At 59.6% G+C, this 24,208-nt stretch carries 19 protein-coding genes; 5 read left to right on the forward strand and 14 right to left on the reverse strand.

Going from position 1 to position 24,208, the window contains the following annotated elements; translation table 11 throughout:
- Positions 1 to 16: 16 nt before the first annotated feature.
- Positions 17 to 1,066 (reverse strand): AbrB family transcriptional regulator, encoded by a 1,050-nt coding sequence (locus OA90_RS02705; RefSeq protein ID WP_068407714.1) that lies wholly within the window; start codon positions 1,064 to 1,066, stop codon positions 17 to 19.
- A 100-nt stretch (positions 1,067 to 1,166) separates the two neighbouring features.
- A complete protein-coding gene (locus OA90_RS02710) occupies positions 1,167 to 1,865 on the reverse strand; it encodes a glutathione S-transferase family protein (RefSeq protein WP_208985945.1) in 699 nt (232 codons plus the stop codon).
- A 140-nt stretch (positions 1,866 to 2,005) separates the two neighbouring features.
- Between OA90_RS02710 and hemN the strand changes: the two genes are divergently transcribed.
- Positions 2,006 to 3,382, forward strand: coding sequence for an oxygen-independent coproporphyrinogen III oxidase (gene hemN / locus OA90_RS02715; protein ID WP_068406831.1), 1,377 nt, complete (start codon positions 2,006 to 2,008; stop codon positions 3,380 to 3,382).
- 337 nt (positions 3,383 to 3,719) lie between these two features.
- On the opposite strand, the gene OA90_RS02720 is transcribed toward hemN, so the two are convergent.
- The 5 genes from OA90_RS02720 to OA90_RS02740 all read right to left on the reverse strand — a co-directional run bounded on the left by OA90_RS02720 (position 3,720) and on the right by OA90_RS02740 (position 8,232).
- Positions 3,720 to 4,433, reverse strand: a complete 714-nt coding sequence (locus OA90_RS02720; RefSeq protein WP_068406833.1) for a helix-turn-helix domain-containing protein — start codon at positions 4,431 to 4,433, stop codon at positions 3,720 to 3,722.
- Between the two features lie 230 nt (positions 4,434 to 4,663).
- Positions 4,664 to 5,005, reverse strand: a complete 342-nt coding sequence (locus tag OA90_RS02725; protein ID WP_082836809.1) for a response regulator — start codon at positions 5,003 to 5,005, stop codon at positions 4,664 to 4,666.
- 129 nt (positions 5,006 to 5,134) lie between these two features.
- Positions 5,135 to 5,746: a response regulator gene (locus tag OA90_RS02730; RefSeq protein WP_068406835.1), complete on the reverse strand. Its 612-nt coding sequence runs from the start codon at positions 5,744 to 5,746 to the stop codon at positions 5,135 to 5,137.
- 6 nt (positions 5,747 to 5,752) lie between these two features.
- Positions 5,753 to 6,952, reverse strand: a complete 1,200-nt coding sequence (locus OA90_RS02735; RefSeq protein ID WP_068407723.1) for a PAS domain S-box protein — start codon at positions 6,950 to 6,952, stop codon at positions 5,753 to 5,755.
- A gap of 74 nt (positions 6,953 to 7,026) precedes the next feature.
- Positions 7,027 to 8,232 (reverse strand): pyridoxal phosphate-dependent aminotransferase, encoded by a 1,206-nt coding sequence (locus tag OA90_RS02740; protein ID WP_068406837.1) that lies wholly within the window; start codon positions 8,230 to 8,232, stop codon positions 7,027 to 7,029.
- A 306-nt stretch (positions 8,233 to 8,538) separates the two neighbouring features.
- Between OA90_RS02740 and OA90_RS02745 the strand changes: the two genes are divergently transcribed.
- Positions 8,539 to 12,057 carry a PAS domain-containing hybrid sensor histidine kinase/response regulator gene (locus OA90_RS02745; RefSeq protein ID WP_068406840.1) on the forward strand — a complete coding sequence of 1,173 codons (3,519 nt, stop codon included), beginning with the start codon at positions 8,539 to 8,541 and terminating at the stop codon, positions 12,055 to 12,057.
- 71 nt (positions 12,058 to 12,128) lie between these two features.
- Here OA90_RS02745 and OA90_RS02750 read toward each other — a convergent pair whose 3' ends face one another.
- Both OA90_RS02750 and OA90_RS02755 read right to left on the reverse strand, forming a co-directional pair.
- Positions 12,129 to 14,666, reverse strand: coding sequence for an EAL domain-containing protein (locus tag OA90_RS02750; protein ID WP_082836810.1), 2,538 nt, complete (start codon positions 14,664 to 14,666; stop codon positions 12,129 to 12,131).
- Between the two features lie 247 nt (positions 14,667 to 14,913).
- Positions 14,914 to 15,594: a response regulator transcription factor gene (locus OA90_RS02755; RefSeq protein ID WP_068406843.1), complete on the reverse strand. Its 681-nt coding sequence runs from the start codon at positions 15,592 to 15,594 to the stop codon at positions 14,914 to 14,916.
- 481 nt (positions 15,595 to 16,075) lie between these two features.
- On the opposite strand from OA90_RS02755, the gene OA90_RS02760 reads away from it, so the two are divergent.
- Positions 16,076 to 16,945, forward strand: coding sequence for a thioesterase family protein (locus tag OA90_RS02760; RefSeq protein ID WP_068406846.1), 870 nt, complete (start codon positions 16,076 to 16,078; stop codon positions 16,943 to 16,945).
- A gap of 45 nt (positions 16,946 to 16,990) precedes the next feature.
- Here the strand turns inward: OA90_RS02760 and OA90_RS02765 are convergent, their stop codons facing one another.
- On the reverse strand, positions 16,991 to 17,560 hold the full coding sequence (locus tag OA90_RS02765) for a hypothetical protein (RefSeq protein ID WP_068406849.1): 570 nt from the start codon (positions 17,558 to 17,560) through the stop codon (positions 16,991 to 16,993).
- 130 nt (positions 17,561 to 17,690) lie between these two features.
- On the reverse strand, positions 17,691 to 19,358 hold the full coding sequence (locus OA90_RS02770) for a cisplatin damage response ATP-dependent DNA ligase (protein WP_068407725.1): 1,668 nt from the start codon (positions 19,356 to 19,358) through the stop codon (positions 17,691 to 17,693).
- A 213-nt stretch (positions 19,359 to 19,571) separates the two neighbouring features.
- Here OA90_RS02770 and OA90_RS02775 point away from each other — a divergent pair, with 213 nt between their 5' ends.
- Positions 19,572 to 21,641, forward strand: coding sequence for a DEAD/DEAH box helicase (locus OA90_RS02775; RefSeq protein ID WP_068406852.1), 2,070 nt, complete (start codon positions 19,572 to 19,574; stop codon positions 21,639 to 21,641).
- Between the two features lie 122 nt (positions 21,642 to 21,763).
- Here the strand turns inward: OA90_RS02775 and OA90_RS02780 are convergent, their stop codons facing one another.
- Positions 21,764 to 22,594, reverse strand: coding sequence for a MipA/OmpV family protein (locus OA90_RS02780; protein ID WP_068406855.1), 831 nt, complete (start codon positions 22,592 to 22,594; stop codon positions 21,764 to 21,766).
- A 15-nt stretch (positions 22,595 to 22,609) separates the two neighbouring features.
- Entirely contained in the window at positions 22,610 to 22,810 is a 201-nt protein-coding gene (locus OA90_RS28455; RefSeq protein ID WP_156510364.1) for a hypothetical protein, read from the reverse strand.
- Between the two features lie 89 nt (positions 22,811 to 22,899).
- On the opposite strand from OA90_RS28455, the gene OA90_RS02785 reads away from it, so the two are divergent.
- Complete coding sequence (locus OA90_RS02785; RefSeq protein ID WP_068406857.1) at positions 22,900 to 23,559, forward strand: TetR family transcriptional regulator; 660 nt, start codon at positions 22,900 to 22,902, stop codon at positions 23,557 to 23,559.
- Between the two features lie 123 nt (positions 23,560 to 23,682).
- Here OA90_RS02785 and OA90_RS02790 read toward each other — a convergent pair whose 3' ends face one another.
- On the reverse strand, positions 23,683 to 24,126 hold the full coding sequence (locus OA90_RS02790; protein WP_082836811.1) for a DUF4440 domain-containing protein: 444 nt from the start codon (positions 24,124 to 24,126) through the stop codon (positions 23,683 to 23,685).
- Positions 24,127 to 24,208: the final 82 nt, after the last annotated feature.

Below are 24,208 nucleotides of genomic sequence, written 5' to 3' on the forward strand. Positions count from 1 at the left end.
CTGCGGCCAATGCCGCTCAGGTACTTCGGTGGCCGAGCACCAGTCCCGTTACCAGCGGCAGCAGCAGGACCATGCCGGTGAAGCGGGCGATCTGGTGGGCCGCGACGAAGGCCGGATCAAGATCGAGCATGAAGGCGAGGATCGTCATCACTTCCAGCCCGCCCGGCGCATAGGCCAGAAGTGCCTGTCCAAAAGGTATGTCGATCAGACTGGACACCAGAAGAGCCCCGGCAATCGACGTCAGGAAGGCTGCACACAGGGCCGCGAATGACGCGCTGAGAACGCTGACAAATTCGCGAAACGTCATGTTGGCGAACCGGCAGCCGATCATGGCTCCCATCATGGCAAAACAGGGCAGCAAGACAAATTGCGGCAAGGCCAGTGTCAGGGCGCCGGAGGCATTCAGACCTGCGCTCGTGAAAAAGGCCCCCGTCATCCAGCCACCCGGCACCCTCAACCTGACCGCAAGCCAGCTGACCAGCAGGCACAGCGGGACACCGACGAGGATTTCAACCGGGGTCGAGACAAGCAACTGCCCCCCCTCGCCTTCGATGGCTCCGTTGGTCGACACAACCGCGAACGGCATAATGGCAACCAGTACGAACAGGCGCAGGGACTGGCTGGAGGCAATACGCGGCAGATCCGCCCCCCGGTCCGAGGCAAGCGCAATCACGTAGGACAAGGCGCCGGGGATGGCACTGAAATACGCGGTTTCCCGTGACCATTTCGCACCGAAATGGAGCACCGCGTAGCCGGCAGTCGTCACGCCGACGACAACCACCACCAGCAACGCCATGGAGATCGGCCATTCGCCAATCCGTTCGACCACATCCGGACGGACACCCGCGCCCATGGAGATGCCGATGAGCACAAACAGGGCATCGCGGAGGCGGTCGGGCAGCAGCGTCGGCGCCCCCGCGAGCGTCGTGACGGCGACGAACACCATGGCACCGGAGAGCCAAGCCGCGGGCAGGCCCAGCCAGTAGAATACGCCTCCGCCGCATGCGGCAATCAGGAGGGTCAGAGCCAGGCGCGCAGCCGTAACTTGAAATTGGGAAAACGACATGGACAACCGGATATCATCTACGGACATCCGGTTCTATAGGCGAAGACTTCTCATGCTTCATCATTGATTGCATAAATCAACCCGATCAATCTGATCGATATCAACCTGTCACTCCCGGCAAACTGACCGGTGCTGGTCTGGTGAAGGGCAATCCTTCGATGCCTTCCTTCTTGCAAGCCAGCCGAAGAGCCGGACGGTCCTCAAGCGTTTCCATCAGCCTGCGGAGACGGGGCGTTTCGGCAAGGTCCCACTTGCCGCTGTTACCGTAAATCTGCGCCCAGCGGACACAGGCCGCCAGGTAGATGTCGACGCAGGTGATCGCCTCCCCCAGAAGAAACGGGCCGCCAATGGTTTTCAGTTCCGCCTCCAGAAGCTGAAACCCGGCGCCGATCCGTTCGATCAGCGTGTCGGAAAACAGCTGGTGCCGGCTCCGGTCGGGCAAATAGCGTTTGAGCTTGAAGGAAATGCGCAGATCGGAATGCAGTGTGTTCGACAGGTAGAACAGCCACTTGAGAAAGCGACCACGCGCCGGAGACGCCTCGCTCGGTGCAAGCTTCGCATGCCGGTCGCTCAGGAAAAGCAGGATCGCTCCTGTTTCGAACAGGGGGGTGTCTTGTCCCGGAACCTCGAGCACCGGAATCAGCCCTTGCGGATTGAGCTTGCGGTAGGCTGGCGACTTCTGCTGCGAGGTCAGGCGGTCAACGGGCAGATAGTCATAGACCTCTTCCAGTTCCTCCAGCATCATGCGCACCACCAGATTGGCACTGTCCGGAGATCCATGCAGCCGATAACGTGTCACCGCAGCCCCGGTTGCAAAACACCCGCCACGAGCTGAAGGGTCCTGGTTCACGTTGATCACCCTCTTCATTTTCCCGGCCCAGCTGACCGGTCTTGAGCAATATCAAGGCGGCGCAACAGGACCGCAGCTTAGATGGCGCCATGACGAAGGATCCGCTCTCCCACGCCATGCGCAATGTACCGCGTTACACCAGCTATCCGACAGCGCCGCACTTTCATGACGGCGTCACGGCCAACACCTACGCGAACTGGTTGAATGCGGTTTCGCCGGACGATTCGCTGTCGCTTTATCTGCATGTGCCCTATTGCCGGGAGCTTTGCCACTATTGCGGCTGTCAAACAAAGGCAACCCGCCAGGATGCGCCGCTGAAGGCCTACGCGGCGACTCTCGGGCAGGAAATCAGCCTGGTCAGCGAACATCTGCGCGAAGCCGGTCCTGTCCGGCACATTCACTGGGGTGGTGGAACGCCGAGCCTACTGCCGCAGCAGAGCCTGATCGACCTGGCAGGTCTGCTCAGGGTGCAATTCGATCTTGATCCCAACGTGGAACACGCCATAGAACTCGACCCCCGTCTTGTGAGCGCGGAACTTGCGGAAACACTGGCTCTGATCGGGGTCAACCGGGCGAGCCTCGGCGTTCAGGATTTCGACACCGATGTGCAAAAGGCCATCGGACGGTTGCAGCCCTACAAGATCGTGGAACAGACAGTGGCCTGTCTACGCGCTGCCGGTCTCACAGATCTCAATTTCGACCTGATGTACGGCCTGCCTGGACAAACCGCCTCCACCATTCTGGATACGGTGGAAAAAACATTGTCCCTGGCCCCCGGTCGCATTGCCCTCTTCGGCTATGCGCATGTTCCCTGGATGCGCAAACACCAGCGCCTGATAGATGAAAGCAGCCTGCCTTCGGCGGCCGAACGGCTTGACCTGGCCGAACTGGCCCGCGCGGAACTCACCCGGGCCGGCTATGTCGCCATCGGCCTCGATCACTTCGCCAGGCCCGACGACAGCATGGCCGTCGCGCTGACCGATGGCTCCCTGAAACGCAACTTCCAGGGCTACACCACGGACCAGGGTGAACAGCTGATCGGCTTCGGTGTGTCATCCATCGGCAGGCTGTCGGCGGGATTTATCCAGAACCGAACCGATGTAGGCACATGGCAGCGCTGTATCGCGGCCGGGCAGTTGCCCGTCGCCAAAGGGCTTGCCCTCACCGTGGACGACCGCATGCGCGGCCGCATCATCGAGGATCTGATGACGAACTATACCTGCGACCTGGCATCGGTGTGCCGGGAATACGGCCACTCGATGCTGGACCTCGCGGATGCTTTCAGGGCTTTGGAGACCCTTGCCGCAGACGGCCTTGTCCGGCTTGATCGCGGTGCCAACGATAACGCCAGGATAGAGGTGACCGAAGCCGGGCGGCCCTATGTGCGCCTGGCGGCCGCCGCCTTCGACGTCTACCTGGCGGACAGTCAGGAAGCGGGCAAGGCACGGCATTCCTCGGCCGTATGAGCGCTTGCCCAAGTACCTTCAGAAAACAAAAAAGAGCCGCGTCATTCTCGCGGCTCATATTGCCGACAAACTCTCAGCGCCTCTTTTCAGACAAGTGCAGCGTCGCTGCACGCTGATCCGGGTTCCGGCGTGTCAGCGCGAGTGCAAGCGAGCACTCAACCCGTCAAGCCTCCGAAAACCTGAAACAAGACACGCCTGTGGAGCGAAATATGTCTGGATCGATCCCTGATCTGGCCATGCCGCTATCGCTGCAGACTGTCACAGATGACCGCAGGGGGGTGTCCGCGGTCTGAAGCCACGAAATTGGCGCGGCTCTTGTGTTCAGGCAGATTCCGCCTCAATGCATGCCGGTCATCCGGCACAGGCTGCAGACCCTGTTCAGGTGAATCCTGTCGGCCTTGTCAACGCGGATCACGTTGCGGCGCTTCAGATCGGAGATGACGCGGCTGACGGTTTCGATGGTCAGGCCGAGATAGTCGGCGATTTCCTGCCGGGTCATATGCAGCCGCAAATCGAAACTGTCGTTGTCCGGATCGACCGGACCGGTGCAACCCATGCCACCGCGATCGGGTACGAGATGCATCAGGAAACTCGCGACCCGTTCCAGGGCCGATTTACGCCCCAGAAGAACGGCATGTTCGTGAAGGCCGCGCATCTGGTTGGAAAGACACTTGGCCAGGGTCCGCTGGAGATCAATCGACTGCTCAACGTGCCTCAGGTCGACTTCCTGAACCGAAGCATCCGTGAGTGTCTCCGCTGTGCAGTCGTTTTCATCGCCATTTGCCAGACCGAAGATGTCGCCTGGCTGCAGCACTTCAACCACCTGGCGCCGACCATCGGGAAGAAGCTTGTAAAGCATCACCGAGCCGCTGAGCAATTCGTAAAGACGTTTGGCCGGATCCCCTTCGTAGTAGATCACCGCATGGGTCTCATAGCGGGCCGACTTGCCCCCGAAATGGGAAAAGGATGCCGTTGCGGACGTAGGCACGGGTGCTCCCCCATGTACGCCTGCCGCACCCTGTCCCCGGGTATCAACTTCGAGATATGCCATGTGTCCCTCCTTCGCACAGAATTGCACGGTCTCAGATTTGCAATGACAGCGGCCGCATCCCTTGCAGGGGCTTGGTAACCATCGCAAGCGATGATTCCGACCGTGTTTGCATGGTGCCCCGTCCGACACCAGCAACTTGCAACCCGGACTCTAACTTCTTTATTTTTTTGGAGAAATGCGGGCGACTGCGTAAGAAAAACTACATATGGGTTGTAATGACGCAGGGATTTCTATGCAAACGCGGCGGAGATCGCCTCGATCGACAGGGGTTTTCTCAAAACCTTCATGTCGGGCAATTCCCGCAAATACCGCGTAAGCGTGGCCTGTGTCGTGCCGGAGATCGCCAGAACTCTCGGCGCATTCGGCATGAGCAAGAGCTGCCGAACGATTTCCGTTCCGCTCACCCCAGGGAGGCCGAGATCGACAATGACCCAGTCTTCAGACGACAACCTGGCTCCCGCCAGAAAGGCTTCGCCGTCCGGATAGATTCTGGAGCGACGATCCATTCCCTCGAGCGCCAGGGCGAGCGCATCGGCAACGGCTTCATCATCTTCAACAATATGAACGATCAACGGACCAAAGACCTTTCGTTCCGGCGGCATACCGAGCCGAAACGACAATCTAGGCGAGGATGGAGTCAACTGCTGTACGTAAAAATGCTTGTTCGCATTATTACTTAGGAAATACGAAAGACGGGAAAATCAGCCCCCCGCCTGTCCCCCCAGAACAATCCGCACGAGATCGGCGGCATTTCTCGCGCCGAGTTTTTCCATGATTCGCGCCCGGTGCACCTCGACCGTCCTCGGGCTGATACCCAGCGTTCTGCCGGCTTCCTTGTTGGAGGCACCGTTGGTGATTTCCTTCAGGACTTCCAGTTCCCGGCGTGTAAGCACTTCAGCACCGTGAAACGCGAGCACCTTGTCCTGCGGTTGGCGCTGCTTCATCGCAGCAATGCTTTCCTTCACCCGCTCAAGTACCGTTTCAGCGGAAAACGGCTTCTCGACGAAGTCGAAGGCACCGTTTCGTATGGCTTCGACAGCCATCGGGATATCGCCTTGTCCGGAGATGATGAATATCGGTGCCGGATAATGCTCCGCATTCAGCGCCTTGAGGATCTCGATGCCGGATCGGCCAGGCATGTGGACATCCAGCATGACGCAGGCGGGGACAGCCTTGCTCGCCGATTTTATGAATGTGTCGCCGTCGGAAAAGGTCTCCACCACGTACCCTTCCATATTGAACAGGACCGACAGCGCATCACGCACAGCAGGATCATCGTCAACAATATAAATGGCCTCGGCGTCAGCTTCCATTTGTGTTTATTCCTCACCCATTTGGTCGTCAGTTGAAAACGCGTTCAACGGCTTGTGTGAAAGATCGGCAGGCGGAACAACCGGCAACGTCAGCAGGAACGACGCCCCACACCCTTTCGGCACGTGCTCAAGCCGCAGATCGCCGCCGTGATTTTGAGCGATAGAGCGGGAAATAGCCAACCCCAGTCCGACGCCTTTCTGTTTTATACCGGTGAAGGCCCGGAACAGGCTATCGACAAGTTCATCCGGTACTCCGGGACCGTTGTCCTTCACACGAAACTCGAGCCGGTCCCCGTTTTTGCCGACCGACAAGATCACCTTTCTTTCCGGCAAGTCCGCAACCGCCTCGCGCGCGTTGCGCAGAAGGTTGATGAGAATCTGGCGGACCTGAACCGGGTCGGCCTGAAGCGGCGGCAAGTCTGGCTCCAGTTCGGCTTCAAGAAAGGACGGTCCTTCCCCGCTGCCCAGTTCAGCCATTTCCAGGCAGTTTCTGGCCAGTTCCGCCACATCGATCGTTTGGCGTTCAGGCGCTTTTTTCTCAACCAGTTGACGCATGCGCTGGATGATTTCGCTCGCCCGCTCCGCTTCGCTCACGGCCTTGCCGATGACGTCGAGAAGAAAGGGATCGAGGGAGTTGTCGACCTTTGCCTTGCGCGACACCGATTGCAGATAAAGGAGTACGGCCGTCAGCGGCTGATTGAGTTCGTGGGCGATAGCCGCCCCCATTTCATCCAGGGCGCTGATCCGCGTCATGTGCAGCAACTGTGCCTGCGCCCTGGCGAGCCGGTCTTCGATCTGCTTGCGGGACCGCAAGTCGCGCAGGATACCGATAAACTGACGCCCCACGGGCGTGGACGCCTCACCGACGGAAAGCTCGATCGGAAAAACCGTTCCGTCCTTGTGGCGGCCCTGCACTTCCCGGCCGATGCCGATGATCTTCTTCTCGCCCGTTTCGAGATAGTTTGTCAGATAGTGATCGTGCGCGGCTGCATATTCGGCCGGCATGATCCGGTTGACATTGCGTCCAAGCAGATCCGCCGCCTCATATCCGAACAGGCTTTCACAGGCCTTGTTGAAGGCAAGGACTTGCCCGCGGTCGTTGATCACCACAATACCGTCCGCAGCAGTATCGAACACGCTTGTCAGGCGCGCGTCCGACTCGCCCGCAGTCTCCTCATCGTGATCAATAACGCTGTCGCGCGGCATCTGGTCACCCTGGTGGCAGTCACGTCCATCCAAGGTTTAAGGGGTTTCACGTATACCAGCAACCCACCAGACTTCTAAAACTCTGGCAACCAAGCACTTATTCGTCTCACAGCTTCCTCAAGGAGATCTTCGCGCCGGGCAAAACAAAGCCGCAGATAGTGTTCACCGCCCGCCCCGAAAGCTGTGCCCGGCGCTAGGCCGACCCCGGTCTGACGCACCAGATCAAGAGCGAAACGGCGCGTGTCGGTCACACCATCAATTGAAAAGAAGAGGTAAAACGCTCCGTCCGGCGGCAGAACCTTCACCCGGTTCAGACCTTGCAGGCCGTTGATCACACACTCCCGCCCCCTTGCAGCGCGCGCTACCTGTTCTGCAAGAAAGTCTCTTCCCTCGGTCAATGCGGCCACAGCGCCCCATTGGGAGAAGGATGGCACGCCGGAGGTGGAATACTGGATCAGGTTTTCGATCACCTGCCCGAGAATGGCGGGAGCGGAAATCCAGCCCACACGCCAGCCGGTCATCGCCCAGTTCTTCGACATGGAATTGACGAAGATGATCTGGTCGTCTTCTTGGGAGATGTCATAGAACGACGGAGCCCGCCGGCCTTCGCCATAGTGGAAGAACGCATAAATCTCGTCCGCGATGATCCACAGGCCATGCCTGCGGGCAAGATTCAGGAATTCCGTCAACAACGCCTCGTCCGCGACCCAGCCTGTCGGATTGCAGGGGGAATTGAGAAACAGTGCTGTCGTGCGCGGCGTAATTGCCGCTTCGACATCTTCAATATGCAGCCGCCAGCCGTCATCCTCCACGCGCATGGGTACGGAAACCGCGCGCGCCCCGCGCAATTCGACAGCGGCGGAGATATTCGGCCAGGCCGGAGTCGGCACGATCACTTCGCTGCCGGCGCCCGCGACCGCCTGAACGGCAAGCTGAATGGATTGCATGCCCGATCCCGTCACGAAGAACCGCTCCGGTGAGAAGTCCTTGCCGTAGGCATCCCGGTGATAGGCGGCCAACGCCTCTCGCAACGGCGGGATGCCACGCTGATAGGTGTAGAAGGTTTCTCCCCGCTGAAGGGAACCGCTTGCCGCCCTGCAGATGAAATCCGGTGTGGGCAGGTCGCCTTCTCCCGCCCAGAGAGGGATCAGATCGTCCCTGCCCCAGCCGGCGTTGAATACTTCGACAATTCCGCTTTCCGGAGCATTTCTGGCTTCCGGGCTGAGGCGTTCGATCAGGCTGGTCAACTGGCTGGGGCCTTTCGGGTTTGCAACTGGCATTTCCGTTGCCGGCCAGCCGTAAAAAAGACGGGCCTGAACGCATCATATCCGGTTTGCCGCGCGAAGATTTATCAAAGGATGTGAACAAGACATCAATGGCGATGATCATTTCCCGATCCTGAAGGCGATAATTGCAACCCCGTCAGGGTCTGTCTTGATCGCAAGGTGGATAGACAGAATGCGAAAGCTATGATCGGATCGTGAAAGCCTTCGGTCGGAAAATCCTGCACCGGAGGCGACCAGTGTGTCCGAAAGAGATGCGCGGGACATATCAATCCGGTCGGGAGGACGGGTCACCGTATCAGTATGCACGGATGGATCGTGATATTGGCCGCAACGGCCTACATCCTGCTGCTGTTCGCCATCGCAAGCTTTGGCGACCGCATGCCACGCCGGTATTCGTCGAGAACCGGCGGGCGGCCGTTCATCTACGCCCTGTCGCTTTCCGTCTACTGCACGTCCTGGACCTTTTTCGGCTCGGTCGGCAATGCCACCCGCAACGGCGCCGAGTTTCTGACAATCTATATCGGGCCCCTGCTCGTCTTTGCGCTCGGTTACCCGCTGCTCAACCGGATCATCCAGATTTCCAAGGCCGAGAGCATCACCTCGATTGCGGATTTTATCGGCTCCAGGTACGGCAAGAGCCAGTCGGTCGCTGCGGTGGCGACCCTGATCGCCGTGATCGGCGTAATCCCCTATATCGCCCTGCAGCTCAAGGCGGTCTCCCTGTCGATCACCACAATGATCGGGCCGCTGATTTCTCCCAGCGACATATTCACCCCGGTCTTCGATGACATCACGCTGCTGATCGCGCTCGGCATGGCGATCTTCAGCTGGGCTTTCGGCACCCGCCATATCGACGCAACCGAGCACCAGGAAGGCCTGATGCTGGCGATCGCCGCAGAGGCGGTCGTCAAGCTGATTGCCTTTCTGGCAGTGGGCATCTGGGTGACTTTCGCTCTCTTCGACGGCCCCTTTCATCTGTTTCAGGCGATCGCCGAAGCTCCGGAAGTCGCCGAAATATTCGAAAAGCCTCCCAATCCCGGCAACTGGCTGGTGATGACGGTCCTCTCGTCCTTTGCGGTGCTGCTGCTGCCGCGCCAGTTTCATGTCACGGTGACGGAAAACAATTCCGATGCCGAACTGCGCCGCGCCGTCTGGATGTTCCCCGTCTATCTGGTGCTGATCAACCTGTTCGTGATCCCCATTGCCGCCGCCGGGCTGTTGCGCTTCGGCCAGGACGTGAACCCGGACACCTTCGTTCTTGCCCTGCCAATTGATGCCAACCAGCACTGGATAGCCCTGTTCGCCTTTATCGGCGGCCTTTCTGCCGCCACCGCCATGGTGATCGTGGCGACCGTTGCCCTGGCCATCATGATTTCCAACGACATTGTCGTTCCGCTGCTGCTGCGGCGGCGCGGCGAGGAGGAAATCATCCGTTCCGGCGGCAAGGACATGAGCAGCCAGCTTCTCACGATCCGGCGTCTGGCGATTTTCGCGATTCTGCTTCTGGCCTACGCCTATTACAAGGCGGCCGGCGATACCGCCGCCCTGGTGTCCATCGGACTTTTGTCCTTTGCGGCGATCGCGCAATTCGCACCGGCCTTTGTGGGCGCGCTTTTCTGGCGCCGGGCAACCTCCCTTGGCGCCATTGCCGGGCTCAGCGGCGGATTTTTCTTCTGGGCCTATACGCTTTTGCTGCCGACCTTCGCTCAGAGCGGCCTGATTTCCGACGGTTTCCTGCAGACAGGCCCGTTCGGCATCAGCATGTTGAACCCCCAGTCCCTTCTCGGACTTGAGCTGGATCCCTTCATACACGGCACTCTCTGGAGCCTGTTCGTCAACATCGTCCTGTTCATTGGGGCGTCCTTCCTGAGAAAACCGCTTCCGGCCGAAACCCTTCAGGCGAATATCTTCGTACCGGCGGAGCTCACGCCCTCGCCAAACCTGCGCTACTGGCGGACATCCGTTACCGCGGGCGATCTGCAGGCCACCGTGGCCCGCTATCTCGGCGAGGAACGGACAGAGCGGTCCTTTCAGCGGTTCGCCAGCGAAAGGGGAATCCAGCTCGATCCCAACATGCTGGCCGACGCCAATCTCCTGCGCTTTTCCGAACAGCTTCTGGCGAGCGCAATCGGCGCGGCGTCCTCGCGCCTGGTGCTGACGTTGATGCTGAAGCGGCACGACCCCTCCACCAAGGGGGCGGTCAAGCTTCTGGACGATGCCTCAATCGCCATCCAGTACAACCGGGACCTGCTTCAGACCGCACTCAACCAGGTCCGGCAGGGCATCGGCGTTTTCGATCAGGATCTGCGGCTGATCTGCTGGAACCGCCAGTTCCGCGACCTGCTCGGTCTGCCCGCAGAATACGGTCAGGTCGGAACCACACTCGACGCGATCCTGCGCTATAATGCGGAACGCGGCGAGCATGGCCCCGGTCCGGTGGAAGCGATTGTCGCGGACAGGCTGGAGAAACTCGTCCTGATCCAGGAGACTTTCCAGGAGAAACTGACTTCAAGCGGATCGGTGTTTGAAGTGCGGATCAGCCCGATGCCCGACGGCGGCATCGTGACGACCTATACCGACATCACCGAACGGGTCATGGCCGAGGAGGCTCTTGCCCGGGCAAACGAGACGCTCGAACGGCGTGTGCGTGAGCGAACCGAGGAGCTTACCCACGTCAATGAGCGCCTGGTGGAGGCCACGAGGGCCGCGGAAGAAGCCAATATCGGCAAGACCCGCTTCCTGGCCGCCGCAGGTCACGACATCCTGCAACCGCTGAACGCCGCCCGCCTTTATGCATCCGTTCTGGTCGACAAGCTCAAGGAGGGCGACGACGGCAGCCTGGCGAGCAATGTGGAGTCGGCGCTGGAATCGGTCGAGGACATTCTGGGAGCCGTGCTCGACATCTCGCGTCTGGACACCGGCGCCCTGAAGCCGGAGCTGACCGTGTTCCGTCTCGACGAACTCTTCCGCGGTCTGGCCCTTGATTTCCGGCCCGTTGCCGAAGAAAAGGGTCTGGACCTCAGTATCGTGCCGACTTCCCTGTCCGTACGGACGGACCGTCGGCTTTTGCGCCGCCTGCTCCAGAACCTTGTGTCCAACGCACTGAAATACACACAGCACGGCAAGATCCTGGTCGGCTGTCGCAGGCGGGGCAATCAGGTGCTGGTCGAGATCCACGATACGGGTATGGGCATCCCCAAGAACAAGCAGAAGGCCATTTTTCAGGAATTCCACCGGCTCGACGACGGAATGCGGATGGCAAAGGGGCTCGGGCTCGGCCTGTCCATCGTCGAACGGATCAGCCATGTGCTGGACCATCCGGTCGAACTGCGCTCTGAAGCCAATCACGGTTCCTGCTTCTCGGTCGAACTTCCCCGCTCGGCCGCAATGCCTGACCTCGTTCCTGTCCAGCAGACACCCGCCATCATAGGGCATCTGGATGGTCTGGTGGTGGTCGCTATCGACAACGAGCCCAATATCCTCAGCGGCATGCAGCATTTGCTGTCCAGCTGGAAATGCCGTGTCTTCGCCGCCGCCGACGATATCGAGGCAGCGGAGCTTCTGAACAAGGCCGGGCTGGCGCCGGATGTCATCCTTGCCGACTATCACCTGGACAACGGAACAGGAATTGAAGCCATCTTGAAGCTGCGCTGGAAATTTGGCGCTCAGATCCCTGCCCTTCTGATCACCGCGGATCGCAGCCGCTCGGTTCGCACCGAAGCCGGCGACAAGGACATCACCTTCTTCAACAAACCGGTCAAGCCCGCGGCCTTGCGGGCTCATCTGGCCCGCTTTCAGGCAGGACATGCGGCGGAGTAGACAGCGGCCAGCCAGGCAATTGGATGATGAAGCTGATTTATTGCTTCAAATGCACAAGACGCGCCGACACTTCAGGCTTGATCGGCTTTCAGATCCCTGATCGGGGCCGGCAGGAGCGCGGGTAATCTGCCACGTGCCGGGGGATGGCTGGGAGCAGTGCTCGGCGCACGGTCGAGCCAATCCTCTTTCTTGATCCGTGTGATCTGAACGGGACTGGTCGCCGGTTTGCCAAAATAATATCCCTGCATTGTGTCGCAGCCGAGTGTGCGCAGGGCATCGACCTGCAGCTGACGCTCCACGCCCTCCGCCGTGACCTCAAGTCCGAGATTGTGCGCCAGCGCGATGACCGCCGAGATGATGGCGAGGCCGTCACTGCGTTCGCCGATCTCATCCACGAAGGACTTGTCGATCTTGATCTTGTCGAACTTGTACTGCCGCAGATACGACAACGAGGAATAGCCAGTACCGAAGTCATCCAGCGCGATCCGGATACCGTAGCCACGCAATGTCTCAAGCTTCTGCGACGCGGAACCGAAATCCTGAAGGAAAACGGATTCGGTGATTTCCAGCACCAGGCGCTCGGGCGGAAATCCCGTCTCCGTAAGGACAGTCATGATGTGCTCGACCAGGTTGGGATCCAGGAATTGCACAGAAGACAGATTGACCGCGACGCTTTCCAGCTCCGGGCACTGCGCGGCAGCGGTACAAGCCTTTTTCAATACCCAGTTGCCAAGCGGCAGGATGAGACCGGCGTGCTCGGCAATCGGGATGAAGATATCGGGCGGGACTTCCCCCCTTGTCGGATGTAGCCAGCGCACGAGCACCTCGCTGGAGACCACCTTTCCGCTGCGTGAATCGACAATCGGCTGAAATTCGACATTCAACTTGCCGTATTCGAAGGCCTCGCGCAGATCGGATTCCAGCGCACGGCGCTCACGCACCTCCCGTTCCATCTCGCTTTCGAACGCAAGTGCCCGGCCGCGACCACTTTCCTTGGCCTTGTACAGCGCGATGTCCGCCTTGCGCATCAGGTCGTCGATCGTGTCATTCGATTCGCCAAGGCGCGCGAAGCCGACCGTCGCACCGATTGCAAAATCGCGGCGACCGATTCTGAAGGGCTTGCGGGTTACGTTGACGAGTTCTTCCGCGAACGCGGCAGCTGACTGCTCACAGACAAAGCTGCCAAAGGCTGCGAATTCATCGCCGCCAAACCGCGCCAGCATGGTTTTTCCGTCGCCGAGTTCACTGAATCGTCCTGCGACCTGCCTGAGCAGTTCATCGCCGGCAGGATGACCGCTGGTGTCGTTGACGACCTTGAAGTTGTCCAGATCGATCAGGAACAGTGCCAGCAAGGACTGTCCGGAGCGGCTCTCCTCATTCAGAAGCTGTTCCGACTGTTTCAGGAACCAGCTCCTGTTGCCAATGCCGGTCAGGGAATCATGTTCCGCGAGGTGGGACACGAGCGCGCTCGCCCGGCGGGCCTCCGTGATGTCGGAGGCGACCCCCTGATAGCCCGCAAATGAGCCCTTGGCGTCAACAATCGGCCGCGCAGCCAGCGACCACCAGCGTTCTTGGCCGTTCACATCCACGCCGATGACGATATCCCGGAACGCTTCCTTCGAACTGACAGCGGCTTCCAGCTTGCCGACCGCCATACGCGCATCGGTGTCCTTGAGGGAATAGGCAAGGTCGATCATGCGAAGTGCATGAAGATCCTGCTTCGAGCGTCCACTGGCATTAAGGAACCTTTCGGACGCATTCCTCAGGAAGCCCCTGGCGTCCGACTCCCAAATCCAGTCGCTGTCTTTTTCCTCGAATTCGTTGAGCAGAAGGGCGATCAGTTCCCCCCTCTGTTTCAGTTCCGCCTCGGCAAGGAAATGGGAGGCAAACAACCAGCCGGTGGATGTCACGCTGCCGATGACAACCAGCGTAAAACTCAACAGCAGAAAGAACAGCGGCCACATGAAGGCATTGCTGTCGATGGCGAGTGTGACCGTCGAGGCGAGGAAAAGGATTGCCACCCAACGAATGGCCGCTTGGGGAACGGTTGCCAGAGCAAAGCCGCCACCGCAGATCATCGCCGTCGTCACGCATGACGCAATCCACATCCCGGCAGTGTTGCCATTTGCAAAGGCGACAATCGGTACAACCGCCCACAGGGAACTGAGGATGGTTGCGTGCCTGACGGCTTTCGACAGGCCTCTGCGAGAGGCAAGTTCAATCGGCGTCCGCTTCGCCTTGAGCCATTTGAATGTTGTGACGCTGAGCAGTGCGGCGATGGCGGACAGCCAGATCACCACATAAGAAACCGGCAGGAACTGGAGAAAAACAGGAGCTACGACAAGCGCGTTGATGGTGTTTGCTATGATGACGAAAGGTGTGAGCCGGGCAATTCCGGCAATCTGAGCGGCACGGACACGTCTTGCCAGAAACTCCTCGACCACCGGGTAACCAAAGGCCAGAAGAAGCCCGCGCGTGGTGTCCGGACCGGAGGTTTTGGTCTGCCGGGATAACAGCCGCCAGTCACGACTCTTGTCGTGGGAACCTGGAGACAGAAGTGCGAAGCAGACCGTCCTGAGGATCAGTTTCCAGTTGGCATTCAGCGCCATCTCATCTCGCAATCGCTATCCGTTGAACACCTGCGTCTCAGCTCTGCAAGTGAATGGATACCGGAATTCCCTGAAATTCCGGTAAAAACGATGCTTGAATTTTCAAGGTATTTGCGAATTCTTCGCGTGTGACCGAAGTTTACGGCTTACGCGCGCCAGTCAAGTCGCAACCCTAGGTAAGCTTCGCGCAGCTGCTTCCCGGCATGACATTTCCGAAACTATCGCGGCAGCAACAGGCGTGCCACGGTTACGCTTCCGCGGTTTCCTGCGTTTCCCCGCCGAGCTGCCATTGACCGGCCTCGATCTTCGAGGCGGCGATGACCGCCTGGGTCCGGCTCTCCACGCCGAGTTTCTGCAAGATGGCGGACACATGCGCCTTTACGGTCGCCTCGGAGACCGACAATTCATATGCGATCTGCTTGTTCAGCAGGCCCTCGGACAACATCATCAGAACACGCACCTGTTGCGGCGTCAGTGTCGACAGGCGCTGAACGAGATCGCCGCTGCCGTCGTCCGCCGTCAGATCGACGTCGGGCGGCGTCCACATGTTTCCGGACATCACTTCGGAGATCGCCTGGCGGATCACCTCAATGCCATGGGATTTGGGGATGAAACCGGACGCCCCGAATTCGACCGCCCTGCGGATGGCCTGCGGGTCCTCGTTCGCGGACACGACGACAACGGGAACACCGGAATATTGAGCACGCAGATACATGAGGCCCGAAAATCCGCGCATTCCGGGCATCGTCAAATCCAGAAGGATCAGATCGACATCGCCGTCCTTTTCCAGGCTCGCGGTAACATTCTCCAACGCGCCCGCCTCTTCGATGGACGCATCGGGATACTGCGTTTCAAGCGTTTGACGCAAAGCTCCGCGAAACAGCGGATGATCATCCGCGATGATAAAACGATACGATGTTTCCGACACGTTGTTCTTCCTCCCTCAACGGTCTTCCTGCCGCTCCACCACCCTGAATTGCCGAGCGCCTCAGCCTCCCTGTACGCTTCCAGGCCACCCTATCGACAGGATCTGCAGCATTAAGCTCTCATCCCGGGTCGCGGCATTATTTCAGTATGTTTGCTACAATGATTGCACGCAAGTCAAACCATGCTTTCGGCCAACGCGCTTTATTTCGCCGGCTCAGGACATAAGGCATGAACAACGCCTGCTTTTCGAGTTCGTTAAGTATAAATTCCTGTACAGCGCATTTCTCGTCCCAACAACTTAAAGTTTATTTCAATTCTTCCGCAGAAGAAGTGACACTTTTCTCCGCTTAGACGGCAGCCGAGCATACAATCTTATCCACAGACTGCTTTTCTTGTTGAAAATTAACGCAAAGACGGCAACTAATGTCACCGTTGAAAACGTTCACACATAATCAAAATCGCTGAGCTCACGAAATTTTAGTATGACAGTCCAGGCAACTTTATTTTCATTCGTAAATCGTTGGGAATGCGACGAAAACGATCACCTTAACGTTCAGTTCTATTTCAGCAGGTTCGAGGAGGCCGATCGTCAGTTCCGGCTGGCTTCCGGCCTCAGCGAAACCCTGGTCGGCGCTCGCCGCGTTCGGCATGTGCGTTACCATGAAGAACTTCGCACCGGCGATCTGATTACCGTTCATTCCTGTATAGCATTTGACGGGCCTCACATGCTGACGGTCGTGCACGAATTGCGCAATGCCGGCACCGGATCCCTCGCCGCTACTGCTCTCGACGGATATGAGCCGAGCGCGAATTCCGCGAAGACCCTGCGCCAGCGGTTCAAGGACTACCAGTGCGCGATGATTGCGGAGGCTTCTCCCAAAGGCATACAGACAGGTCCGTCCGGTCTGCGGGCGACCCTGGCAGGGCTTGCCGCGAAAGGCGCGGAGATCTGTTATCGCGGGACGGTGCTGCCGCGTGACATCGGCATCGACGGCAAGGCGGATGACCGATACGCCCTGTCCTGCTGCACGGACGGCGTCGCCCATGTCTGGCAGCGAACACCGATGAATCAGGACTATCTGAACGAAAATGGCCTGGGCCGGGTTGCGGTGGAAATGAAGCTGACCTGGGCAACGCCGCTGAAAACCGGCGATACCGTGGTGGTCACCACAGGTTTCACCGGCGTCAGCGCGAAAATGTTCACAATGCGCCATCATCTGTTTGAAAGCCGGACAGGCCGTCTTGCGGCAACGCTGGACGTCGTGGCGCTGACGATGGACCTCACAACACGGACCGCTGTGGACCTGCCCGCCGAGGCGCATCAGAGCATCAGCAAGCAGCTGATCGATTAGGGTACGGACTGCAGTCTGAAGACGATACCGGTTGCGTCATCCTCTTCAGTTGCCTGTGTCTGCACCCTCCCCCTCGAAGTCCTTCTGAAGGTCGCGAACCATCCCGAAAAAACGGCGCATGGCGCTTTCGGTGAAGGTCAGAACCTTTTCGAGTTCTTCCTCGTCCTCCTCGCGCAACTTCGAAGTCTGATCCTTGCCGTTGTCCGGGGCCTTCGGCCTGTCGAGCGCCGCTCCCGGGGGCAGCAGCTTTTCCGCGCCCTGTGTTGTCTCGTCCACGTCGCCGGATTCCAGCTCCTCGATGCGGACCGCAAGCCTGTCGATCTCTTCGGAAAGCTCATTTATCTCCGCGAGGTAAGCCTCCTCGGCAAGCGGAACCGGGTTGCAACGCCAGGCATCGCTCCGCTCGACGCAAACTGAAACCGTGCCGTTCTGCCGGTCGACCCTGAGGATTTCATCGTCGACCGCGACAAGCGAATAGCGGCCGGGCTCACCTGCGCTTACGGCCAGGGAAGTTTGCGGATCGACCTTTTCCTGGGCGATCGCCGCACCGGCCAGCAAGGCCAGGATCGGGATGCTTCCCAAAATGGATGCAGACAGGGTTTTGCTGAAAGTCATGAACGCCTCTGGGTCTACAATTGCCGGCAGCTCAAGCCTGCCAATTCATACTTGCCTGATGCTTGCCACGATTCCATGGCCAAAGCACGGCTGATCGCCTCATTTTCGGCGATCGCCTGGGGGTGCGCAATCAAATTGCACCGGTAGCGGGCAGCAGACCTTCCAGAAACTCTATCCTGTCTGCTTCGGAGGGCGGCTTGTCCCATCTCAGTCTCGATATCCTGGGAAAACGCATGGCCACGCCGGATTTGTGACGGCTGGAACGGTTCAATCCCTCAAAGGCAACCTCCAGCACCAGCCCCTTGTCCGGACCATGCGCGACTTCGCGCACCGGACCGAACCTGTTGACCGTATTGTTGCGCACAAAGCGGTCGATCTCGCGCAACTCATCGTCTGTAAACCCGAAATAGGCCTTGCCCACAGGAACGAGTTCGGGGCTGCCATCAACGTCCTTCCAGACCCCGAAGGTGTAGTCGGAATAAAAGGACGAACGTTTGCCGTGGCCGCGCTGTGCGTACATCAGCACGGCATCCACCAGATGCGGATCACGCTTCCATTTGTACCACAGGCCCTTGGGACGCCCGGTGACATAGGCTGAGTCCCAGCGTTTCAGCATCACCCCTTCGACCGCTTCCGCATTGGCGGCATCGAGATGCGCCCCGGGCTCAGCCCGCGCGGCGGCAATTGCGGTCCATTCCTCCGCCGGAACCATGGGAGACAGGTCTATCCTGGGATCACCCAACTCTGCAAGAAACGTCACCAGCCGCTGCCTGCGCTCCGCGAAAGGAAGGCCGCGAAGATCCTCGCCCTTCACAAACAGCAGGTCATAGGCCCTGATCGCGGCCGGATACTCCTTGAGGAGCTTCGGCCCCGCCGTCTTGCGATTGAGCCGCTTCTGAAGATCTGAGAACGGGCGGACCCTGCCCTCCGACATAACCAGAAGTTCACCGTCAAGACAGGCCTCGAATGTCAGAGCATCGACGACATCCGGAAAGGCCCTGGAAATATCCTCGCCGGTTCGGCTGTACAGGCGCCGCACGGTCTCACCGTTGCCGTTCAGGCCGGCCGAGGCCTGGATGCGGATACCGTCCCATTTCCATTCGACTGCAAAATCGCCTGCTTCAAACTGGTCCTGATCCTTGTCCTCGTCGAGAGGGTGGGCAAGCATCACCGGTCGAAAAGGCGCCGGATCGCCGCTGTCGGGTGCGTCGGCTTTCCCTTCGGCCCATGCGAACAACGCTTCATAAGGCGGTTGCAGTCCATGCCAGACCTCCTCCACCTGTGAGACATCGAGATCCCCCAGACGGGCAATGGCGGTTTTCGCAAGGCGCGCCGAAACGCCGACGCGCAGACCTCCGGTCACCAGCTTCAGCAGGGCCCAGCGTCCGGTCTCATCCAGCCGGTCCAGCCAGACGGACAGGAGGCGCGGCACATCTGTCTTGCCGGCGGTTTCCAGTTGAACGACAACATCGGACAAAGCGAGTTCGCCTTCCTGCCGTTCCTCTGCCTGCTCCGTTGCGCCACCGCTCTCGGGCCACATGAGGGCGATTGTCTCAGAGAGGTCCCCGACAAAGTCGTAGGACATTGCAAAAAGCCGGGTGTCTGTACGTTCGCCGATCAACGCCCTCAACAGCGCTGGCTTGGCATGTTTGAAACTGAGACCACCCGTCAGCGCCGCCAGGGCATATCCCCTGTCGGGATCGGCCGTCTCCTTGAAATAGCGCACAAGAAGCGCTTCCTTGGCGAGCCGCCGCGGTTCCAGGGAAAGTCTGTCCAATAGTCGGGAAAATGCCTGCATGATGATAGAAAATGCGGGCAAGCCATACGATTTCAAGCCTTTCAGGCGGATTGACAGCCAATTTTCGCGTGCCAAATCAATTTGTTTGCGGGATGGACGAGGCAGCCATTTGCCTGTATAAGCCGCGCCCATCCCGTGGCTGATGTAATTTAAGCCCGATCCGGTAGACTGCTGACTGGCATGCAGAAGATCCGGAGCAGTTGAAAGATTCCAATGACTGATTTGACGTCTATCGCCCCGGCCCTGTCGGCCGCGCTGGCGAAACGAGGCTATGAAACCCTCACGCCCGTGCAGGAAAGCGTTCTGAGCGGCATTCCGCCTGAAGCAGACCTGCTTGTTTCCGCCCAGACCGGTTCCGGCAAGACCGTTGCTTTCGGCCTGGCGCTTGCGCCGACACTGTTGCAGGGCGACGAAACTCTCGGCAGAGCGGGAGCTCCTATCGCTCTGGCCATCGCGCCCACCCGCGAACTTGCCCTTCAGGTGAAGGAGGAACTGACCTGGCTTTACGCTGAAGCCGGTGCGGTCACCACATCATGCGTCGGCGGCATGGATCCGCGGACCGAGCGGCGCGCGCTCGATCGCGGTGTCCATATCGTCGTCGGCACCCCCGGCCGCTTGCGCGACCACATCGAGCGCGGCGCACTGGATCTTTCCGAAATCCGCGCTGTGGTTCTCGACGAAGCCGACGAAATGCTCGACATGGGTTTTCGCGAAGACCTGGAATTCATTCTCGACGCGGCTCCCCGGGAGCGGCGGACGCTGATGTTCTCCGCGACTGTACCGAAACAGATCGCCGAACTCGCAAAGCGCTTCCAGAAAGACGCTGTTCGGCTGTCGACCATCAATGCACGCGAGCAGCACGGCGATATCGATTACATTGCCCACCCTGTTTCCCCGAATGAGCGCGAAAACGCACTGATCAACGTGCTGCGCCTGCATGATTCGGAAAAGGCGATCGTCTTCTGCTCCACACGTGAGGCGGTCAGCCGGTTGACGTCCCGTCTCGCCAACCGGGGCTTTTCCATCGTCTCCCTGTCCGGCGAGCTCAGCCAGGAACAGCGCTCCAGTGCGCTGGCCGCCATCAAGGATGGCCGCGCCCGGGTCTGCGTCGCCACGGATGTGGCCGCGCGCGGCATCGACCTGCCGAACCTCGATCTCGTCATCCATGCGGATCTGCCCACCGGCAAGTCCGCGCTGCTGCACCGCTCCGGCCGTACGGGACGCGCCGGGCGCAAGGGCACCTGCGTGCTCATGGTCCCCTTCCCGCGCCGCCGCCAGGCGGAACGCGTTTTGCAGTTCGCCGGGATCAAGGCCACCTGGAAGGGCGCGCCGACTGCTGACGACATCCGCGCGAAGGACAAGGAACGGCTTCTGGCCGACCCCGCCCTCAGCGTGGAACTGGAGGAGGAGGACCGGGCAATCGCACTTGAGCTGCTGGCGCTGCACAGCCCGGAACAGCTTGCCGCCGCTTTCGTCAAACTGCGCCAGTCCCGCCTTCCGGCCCCGGAAGACGTCGCCGAACTCAACGAAACCTCCCTGAAGGGACGGGATGCCGGATCGCGCGGCGGCCGCGGCGCCGAAATTACCGGCAAATTCGAGGACGGTGTCTGGTACTCGCTTTCGCTCGGTCACCGCCAGCGCGCCGAGCCGCGGTGGATCCTGCCATTGATCTGCCGGGCGGGTCACGTCACGAAAAAAGAAGTCGGCGCGATCAAGATTTTCCAGAACCAGCTCTATTTCGAAATTGCCGGCAGCCACGGCCAACGCTTTTCCGAAGTGATCAAGCGCGACGGGTCCGGCGAGGACAACGTCACCATCACGCTTCTGGACGCTCGCGGCGGCAAGATCCCGGCTCCGCCGAAGGAAGACGATGACCGGCGCGGACGCGGTGCTCCGCCAAAGCGCCGCTTCAACAAAGGCGATGCCCCGGACTATGAAACCATGGGAGCGGAAGACACGTTGAAGCCGAGAGGACCGAAACGCGGTCCGAAAAAGGAATTCGACGCGCCGCGCGGCAAGCCGCGCCGCCGCCCGGACGACAAGGACGCGGTGCCAAATCATCCTGCCTACGAGCCGCTCGACATGAAGACCCTGGCCCGGGAGCTGGACGGCGACGACAAGCCCGCAGCCCGCAAGCCCCGTTCAGCGGAGGCCCGCGACGGCGACGGTGAACGCCGCAAGCCGCGCAGCAAGTCGGCAGGCAAACCGGCTGGCAAGAAGAAGGCACCGAAGAAAAACAAGCCTTCCCGTTCGGAGCGCAAGGCCTCCAAGGCGAAGACATGAAACAAGGCCGGTGGGAAACCCCGCCGGCCTTTTACCTTGGCCCGTACCGACGTCCGCCGCCCAATCCGGCACACTCGGACAAGCCGACACGCGTGGCAGGCCTGCTCGTATGAAGTTACGCCCTAGAAGGAATACGAGATCCCCACTCCGGCCATGAACTGGTCGGCCGACCCTTCCTCGGTCACGATGGGGCTGTCGGCTGCATCGCCGAGCAGCCTGGTATATTGCAGGCGGCCCAACACTCCCCAGCGCTCGGTGAGATTATAGGTCGCCATCATGCCGAGACCGACGTCTTTCAATCCACCGGCGGCCGTATAGGCGGGAAGGCCCGAGCGCACCGCCCCGGCACCTGTCACTCCAAAATAGGCATCCATATAGCTGTCGGTGGCGAAACCGGTGGAGACATTCACCCCTATCCGGGCACGCTCTGAAACCGCGACCATGTAGGACGCGCCGATTGACCCTCTTGCACCATCGGTGCCACCGCTGATATCCGCCATCAATTTCGCCGACAATTCCAGCACGTCCGACTGAGCCAGCAGGCCATTGAAGCGGAGTTTGGCGAAACCTCCCACTTCAAACGCTGCATCCACGGAATCGAGACGGTCCACCACAGTGTTGGAGACATCGTCCCGGCCAGGACTGTACCCGGCCACCGGACCGAGTTGGAAAACGGCATCAGGCCGCAAGTTCAACGCCACCTCGGGACCCAGGATCTGCATTTCGGCGCCATAGGCCCTCAAGGTGGCGAAGGCGAAAGGAATGGCGGCGTATTCCGCCGAGCCTTCAAAATCGGGCGCGATGCCACCGCCCAGCAAAACCATTCCATGAATTCCCTTCGAGCGCTCGTCATCGGCATTCTTCAAATCCGCGGCCAGCGCGGATCCGGCAGCGAAGCTTGTCATTGCCAACTTGACACCCGCGATCAGGACCAGTTCCCTGTGATTGCGCAAACTTGTAACCTCCGATCAATCTACTGCCGCTTCACCGGAAGTGCTGCTCCTTGCTGCAAGGAATCCGGACGGCAGCGAGACTATGATTGAGGGCGGATTTTCCAGAAACTCGCTTTTCGCACCTGCAAGATGGGCGAATTCAATTGCAGGTAATTTGCTATAAATATCTGTTTTCTTTGTAATTATTGCCGATCCGAAACACAGACCCAGGTCCATAAACGTGCTCTGCTCGCGTTCCGGTCACAATTCGACCCACCTTTCATCCATATAGACGCTGATCGATCAATCAGGGGATATGCGTGCAGATGCATCTCAAGCCGGGGCAGCGGCGTCAGCCGAAGCAACTTCGTTCACGCATGATGGTGGAAACCATCGTCGAGGCTGCCGAGCAGGTCTTCGCCGAAACCGGCTATGAACTGGCCACGACCAACCAGATCGCCGAACGGGCCGGGATCAGCATCGGCTCGCTGTATCAGTACTTTCCGAACAAGGACGCCCTCATATTCGAGGTCCACAAGGCCCATGACGATGAACAGTTGCGTGTCGTGGAAACCTGCATCGCCGAGTCCCGGCACCTGCCATTTCGCGATGCCATAAGGCTTGTCATCCATACAAGCCTCGTCAACCACTCGAAGTCTCCCAAACTGTACGCCGCCTTCGAGGAATGGATACCCGTCGCCACCAAGCTGATCGACCGGACGGACTTTGAGGAAAACATGGTGATGATGCTCACCGAGTTTCTGAAGGAAAGAACGCTCGTGAGCGACGGCGCGCGGCTGAAGCCGGCGATATTCGTCATCATGAACATGTGCCGCTCGGTGGTGCATGCATTCGTTCACGCCGGCCAGACCCGGTTCGGACACGATGAAATCGCGACCCATCTCACGGACAGCATTCTGGGGTGCTTGAAGTCCTTCGAGGGCAATGGCCTGGAGACAAGCCCGAATTGTGGCGGGTCTCGCTAAAAGGAATTCACTTGACCGGGATGGTATCGGTCTTCGGTCCGAAGGGCCGCGAAACTGGCACACAGGCGGCGGGAACGCAAAAGCTTGCCCCTCACGTAACTCACACTGCCCGATAGAAGATGTTCAGTCATTGATAATGCAGGCGATCACCCAGTCCGAGCCGTCCTGCATGAGCTGATAGTGGCAGGTGAATTCGAAAACCGCTTCGCCGTCGGAGTCTTCCTGCACCCAGTCGAGGGTGACCAGCGCCGAGGAACCGCTGACATGGCTGGAAGCGACATGGAAATCCGACTGGGTCACCTTTTCCTTTTCCAGCGCTTTCAGCAGGGCCTCGATGTTTTCAATCAGTTCTTCTTCATCGTTGAAAACATGGCCCTTCTCATGCTGCCAGATGATTGCCGGCAGGGCGAAACAATCGCAGATCCGGTCGATATCATAGTCGTTGAACCCGGCCTGATAGTCGTCAAACAGCTGGGCAATCGCTTCTTCGGCATCGCCGTTCGCCCCTGAGCCTGCCCCGTTCTTTTGTCCGTTGCCAGTGCCTGCAAAACCACCGTCATCCGCCATGACTGTCTCCAGATAGGAACCGGGGCCCTGCCCGGTGCGCCAAAGTCCCGCCCACCCTGTCGTTGTCAGAGCATGGTGGGCT

It is taken from the genome of Labrenzia sp. OB1, assembly GCF_001624695.1.
GTDB lineage: Bacteria > Pseudomonadota > Alphaproteobacteria > Rhizobiales > Stappiaceae > Roseibium.

Coding starts and splice junctions, on each gene's coding strand:
- OA90_RS28455 (WP_156510364.1), bottom strand. CDS start 22,810: ATGGACCTGGGTCTGTGTTTCGGATCGGCAATAATTACAAAGAAAACA.
- OA90_RS02740 (WP_068406837.1), bottom strand. CDS start 8,232: ATGCCAGTTGCAAACCCGAAAGGCCCCAGCCAGTTGACCAGCCTGATC.
- OA90_RS02730 (WP_068406835.1), bottom strand. CDS start 5,746: ATGGAAGCTGACGCCGAGGCCATTTATATTGTTGACGATGATCCTGCT.
- OA90_RS02770 (WP_068407725.1), bottom strand. CDS start 19,358: ATGCAGGCATTTTCCCGACTATTGGACAGACTTTCCCTGGAACCGCGG.
- OA90_RS02720 (WP_068406833.1), bottom strand. CDS start 4,433: ATGGCATATCTCGAAGTTGATACCCGGGGACAGGGTGCGGCAGGCGTA.
- OA90_RS02785 (WP_068406857.1), top strand. CDS start 22,900: ATGCATCTCAAGCCGGGGCAGCGGCGTCAGCCGAAGCAACTTCGTTCA.
- OA90_RS02760 (WP_068406846.1), top strand. CDS start 16,076: ATGACAGTCCAGGCAACTTTATTTTCATTCGTAAATCGTTGGGAATGC.
- OA90_RS02705 (WP_068407714.1), bottom strand. CDS start 1,066: ATGTCGTTTTCCCAATTTCAAGTTACGGCTGCGCGCCTGGCTCTGACC.
- OA90_RS02775 (WP_068406852.1), top strand. CDS start 19,572: ATGACTGATTTGACGTCTATCGCCCCGGCCCTGTCGGCCGCGCTGGCG.
- OA90_RS02750 (WP_082836810.1), bottom strand. CDS start 14,666: ATGGCGCTGAATGCCAACTGGAAACTGATCCTCAGGACGGTCTGCTTC.
- hemN (WP_068406831.1), top strand. CDS start 2,006: ATGACGAAGGATCCGCTCTCCCACGCCATGCGCAATGTACCGCGTTAC.
- OA90_RS02745 (WP_068406840.1), top strand. CDS start 8,539: ATGCACGGATGGATCGTGATATTGGCCGCAACGGCCTACATCCTGCTG.
- OA90_RS02790 (WP_082836811.1), bottom strand. CDS start 24,126: ATGGCGGATGACGGTGGTTTTGCAGGCACTGGCAACGGACAAAAGAAC.
- OA90_RS02735 (WP_068407723.1), bottom strand. CDS start 6,952: ATGCCGCGCGACAGCGTTATTGATCACGATGAGGAGACTGCGGGCGAG.
- OA90_RS02765 (WP_068406849.1), bottom strand. CDS start 17,560: ATGACTTTCAGCAAAACCCTGTCTGCATCCATTTTGGGAAGCATCCCG.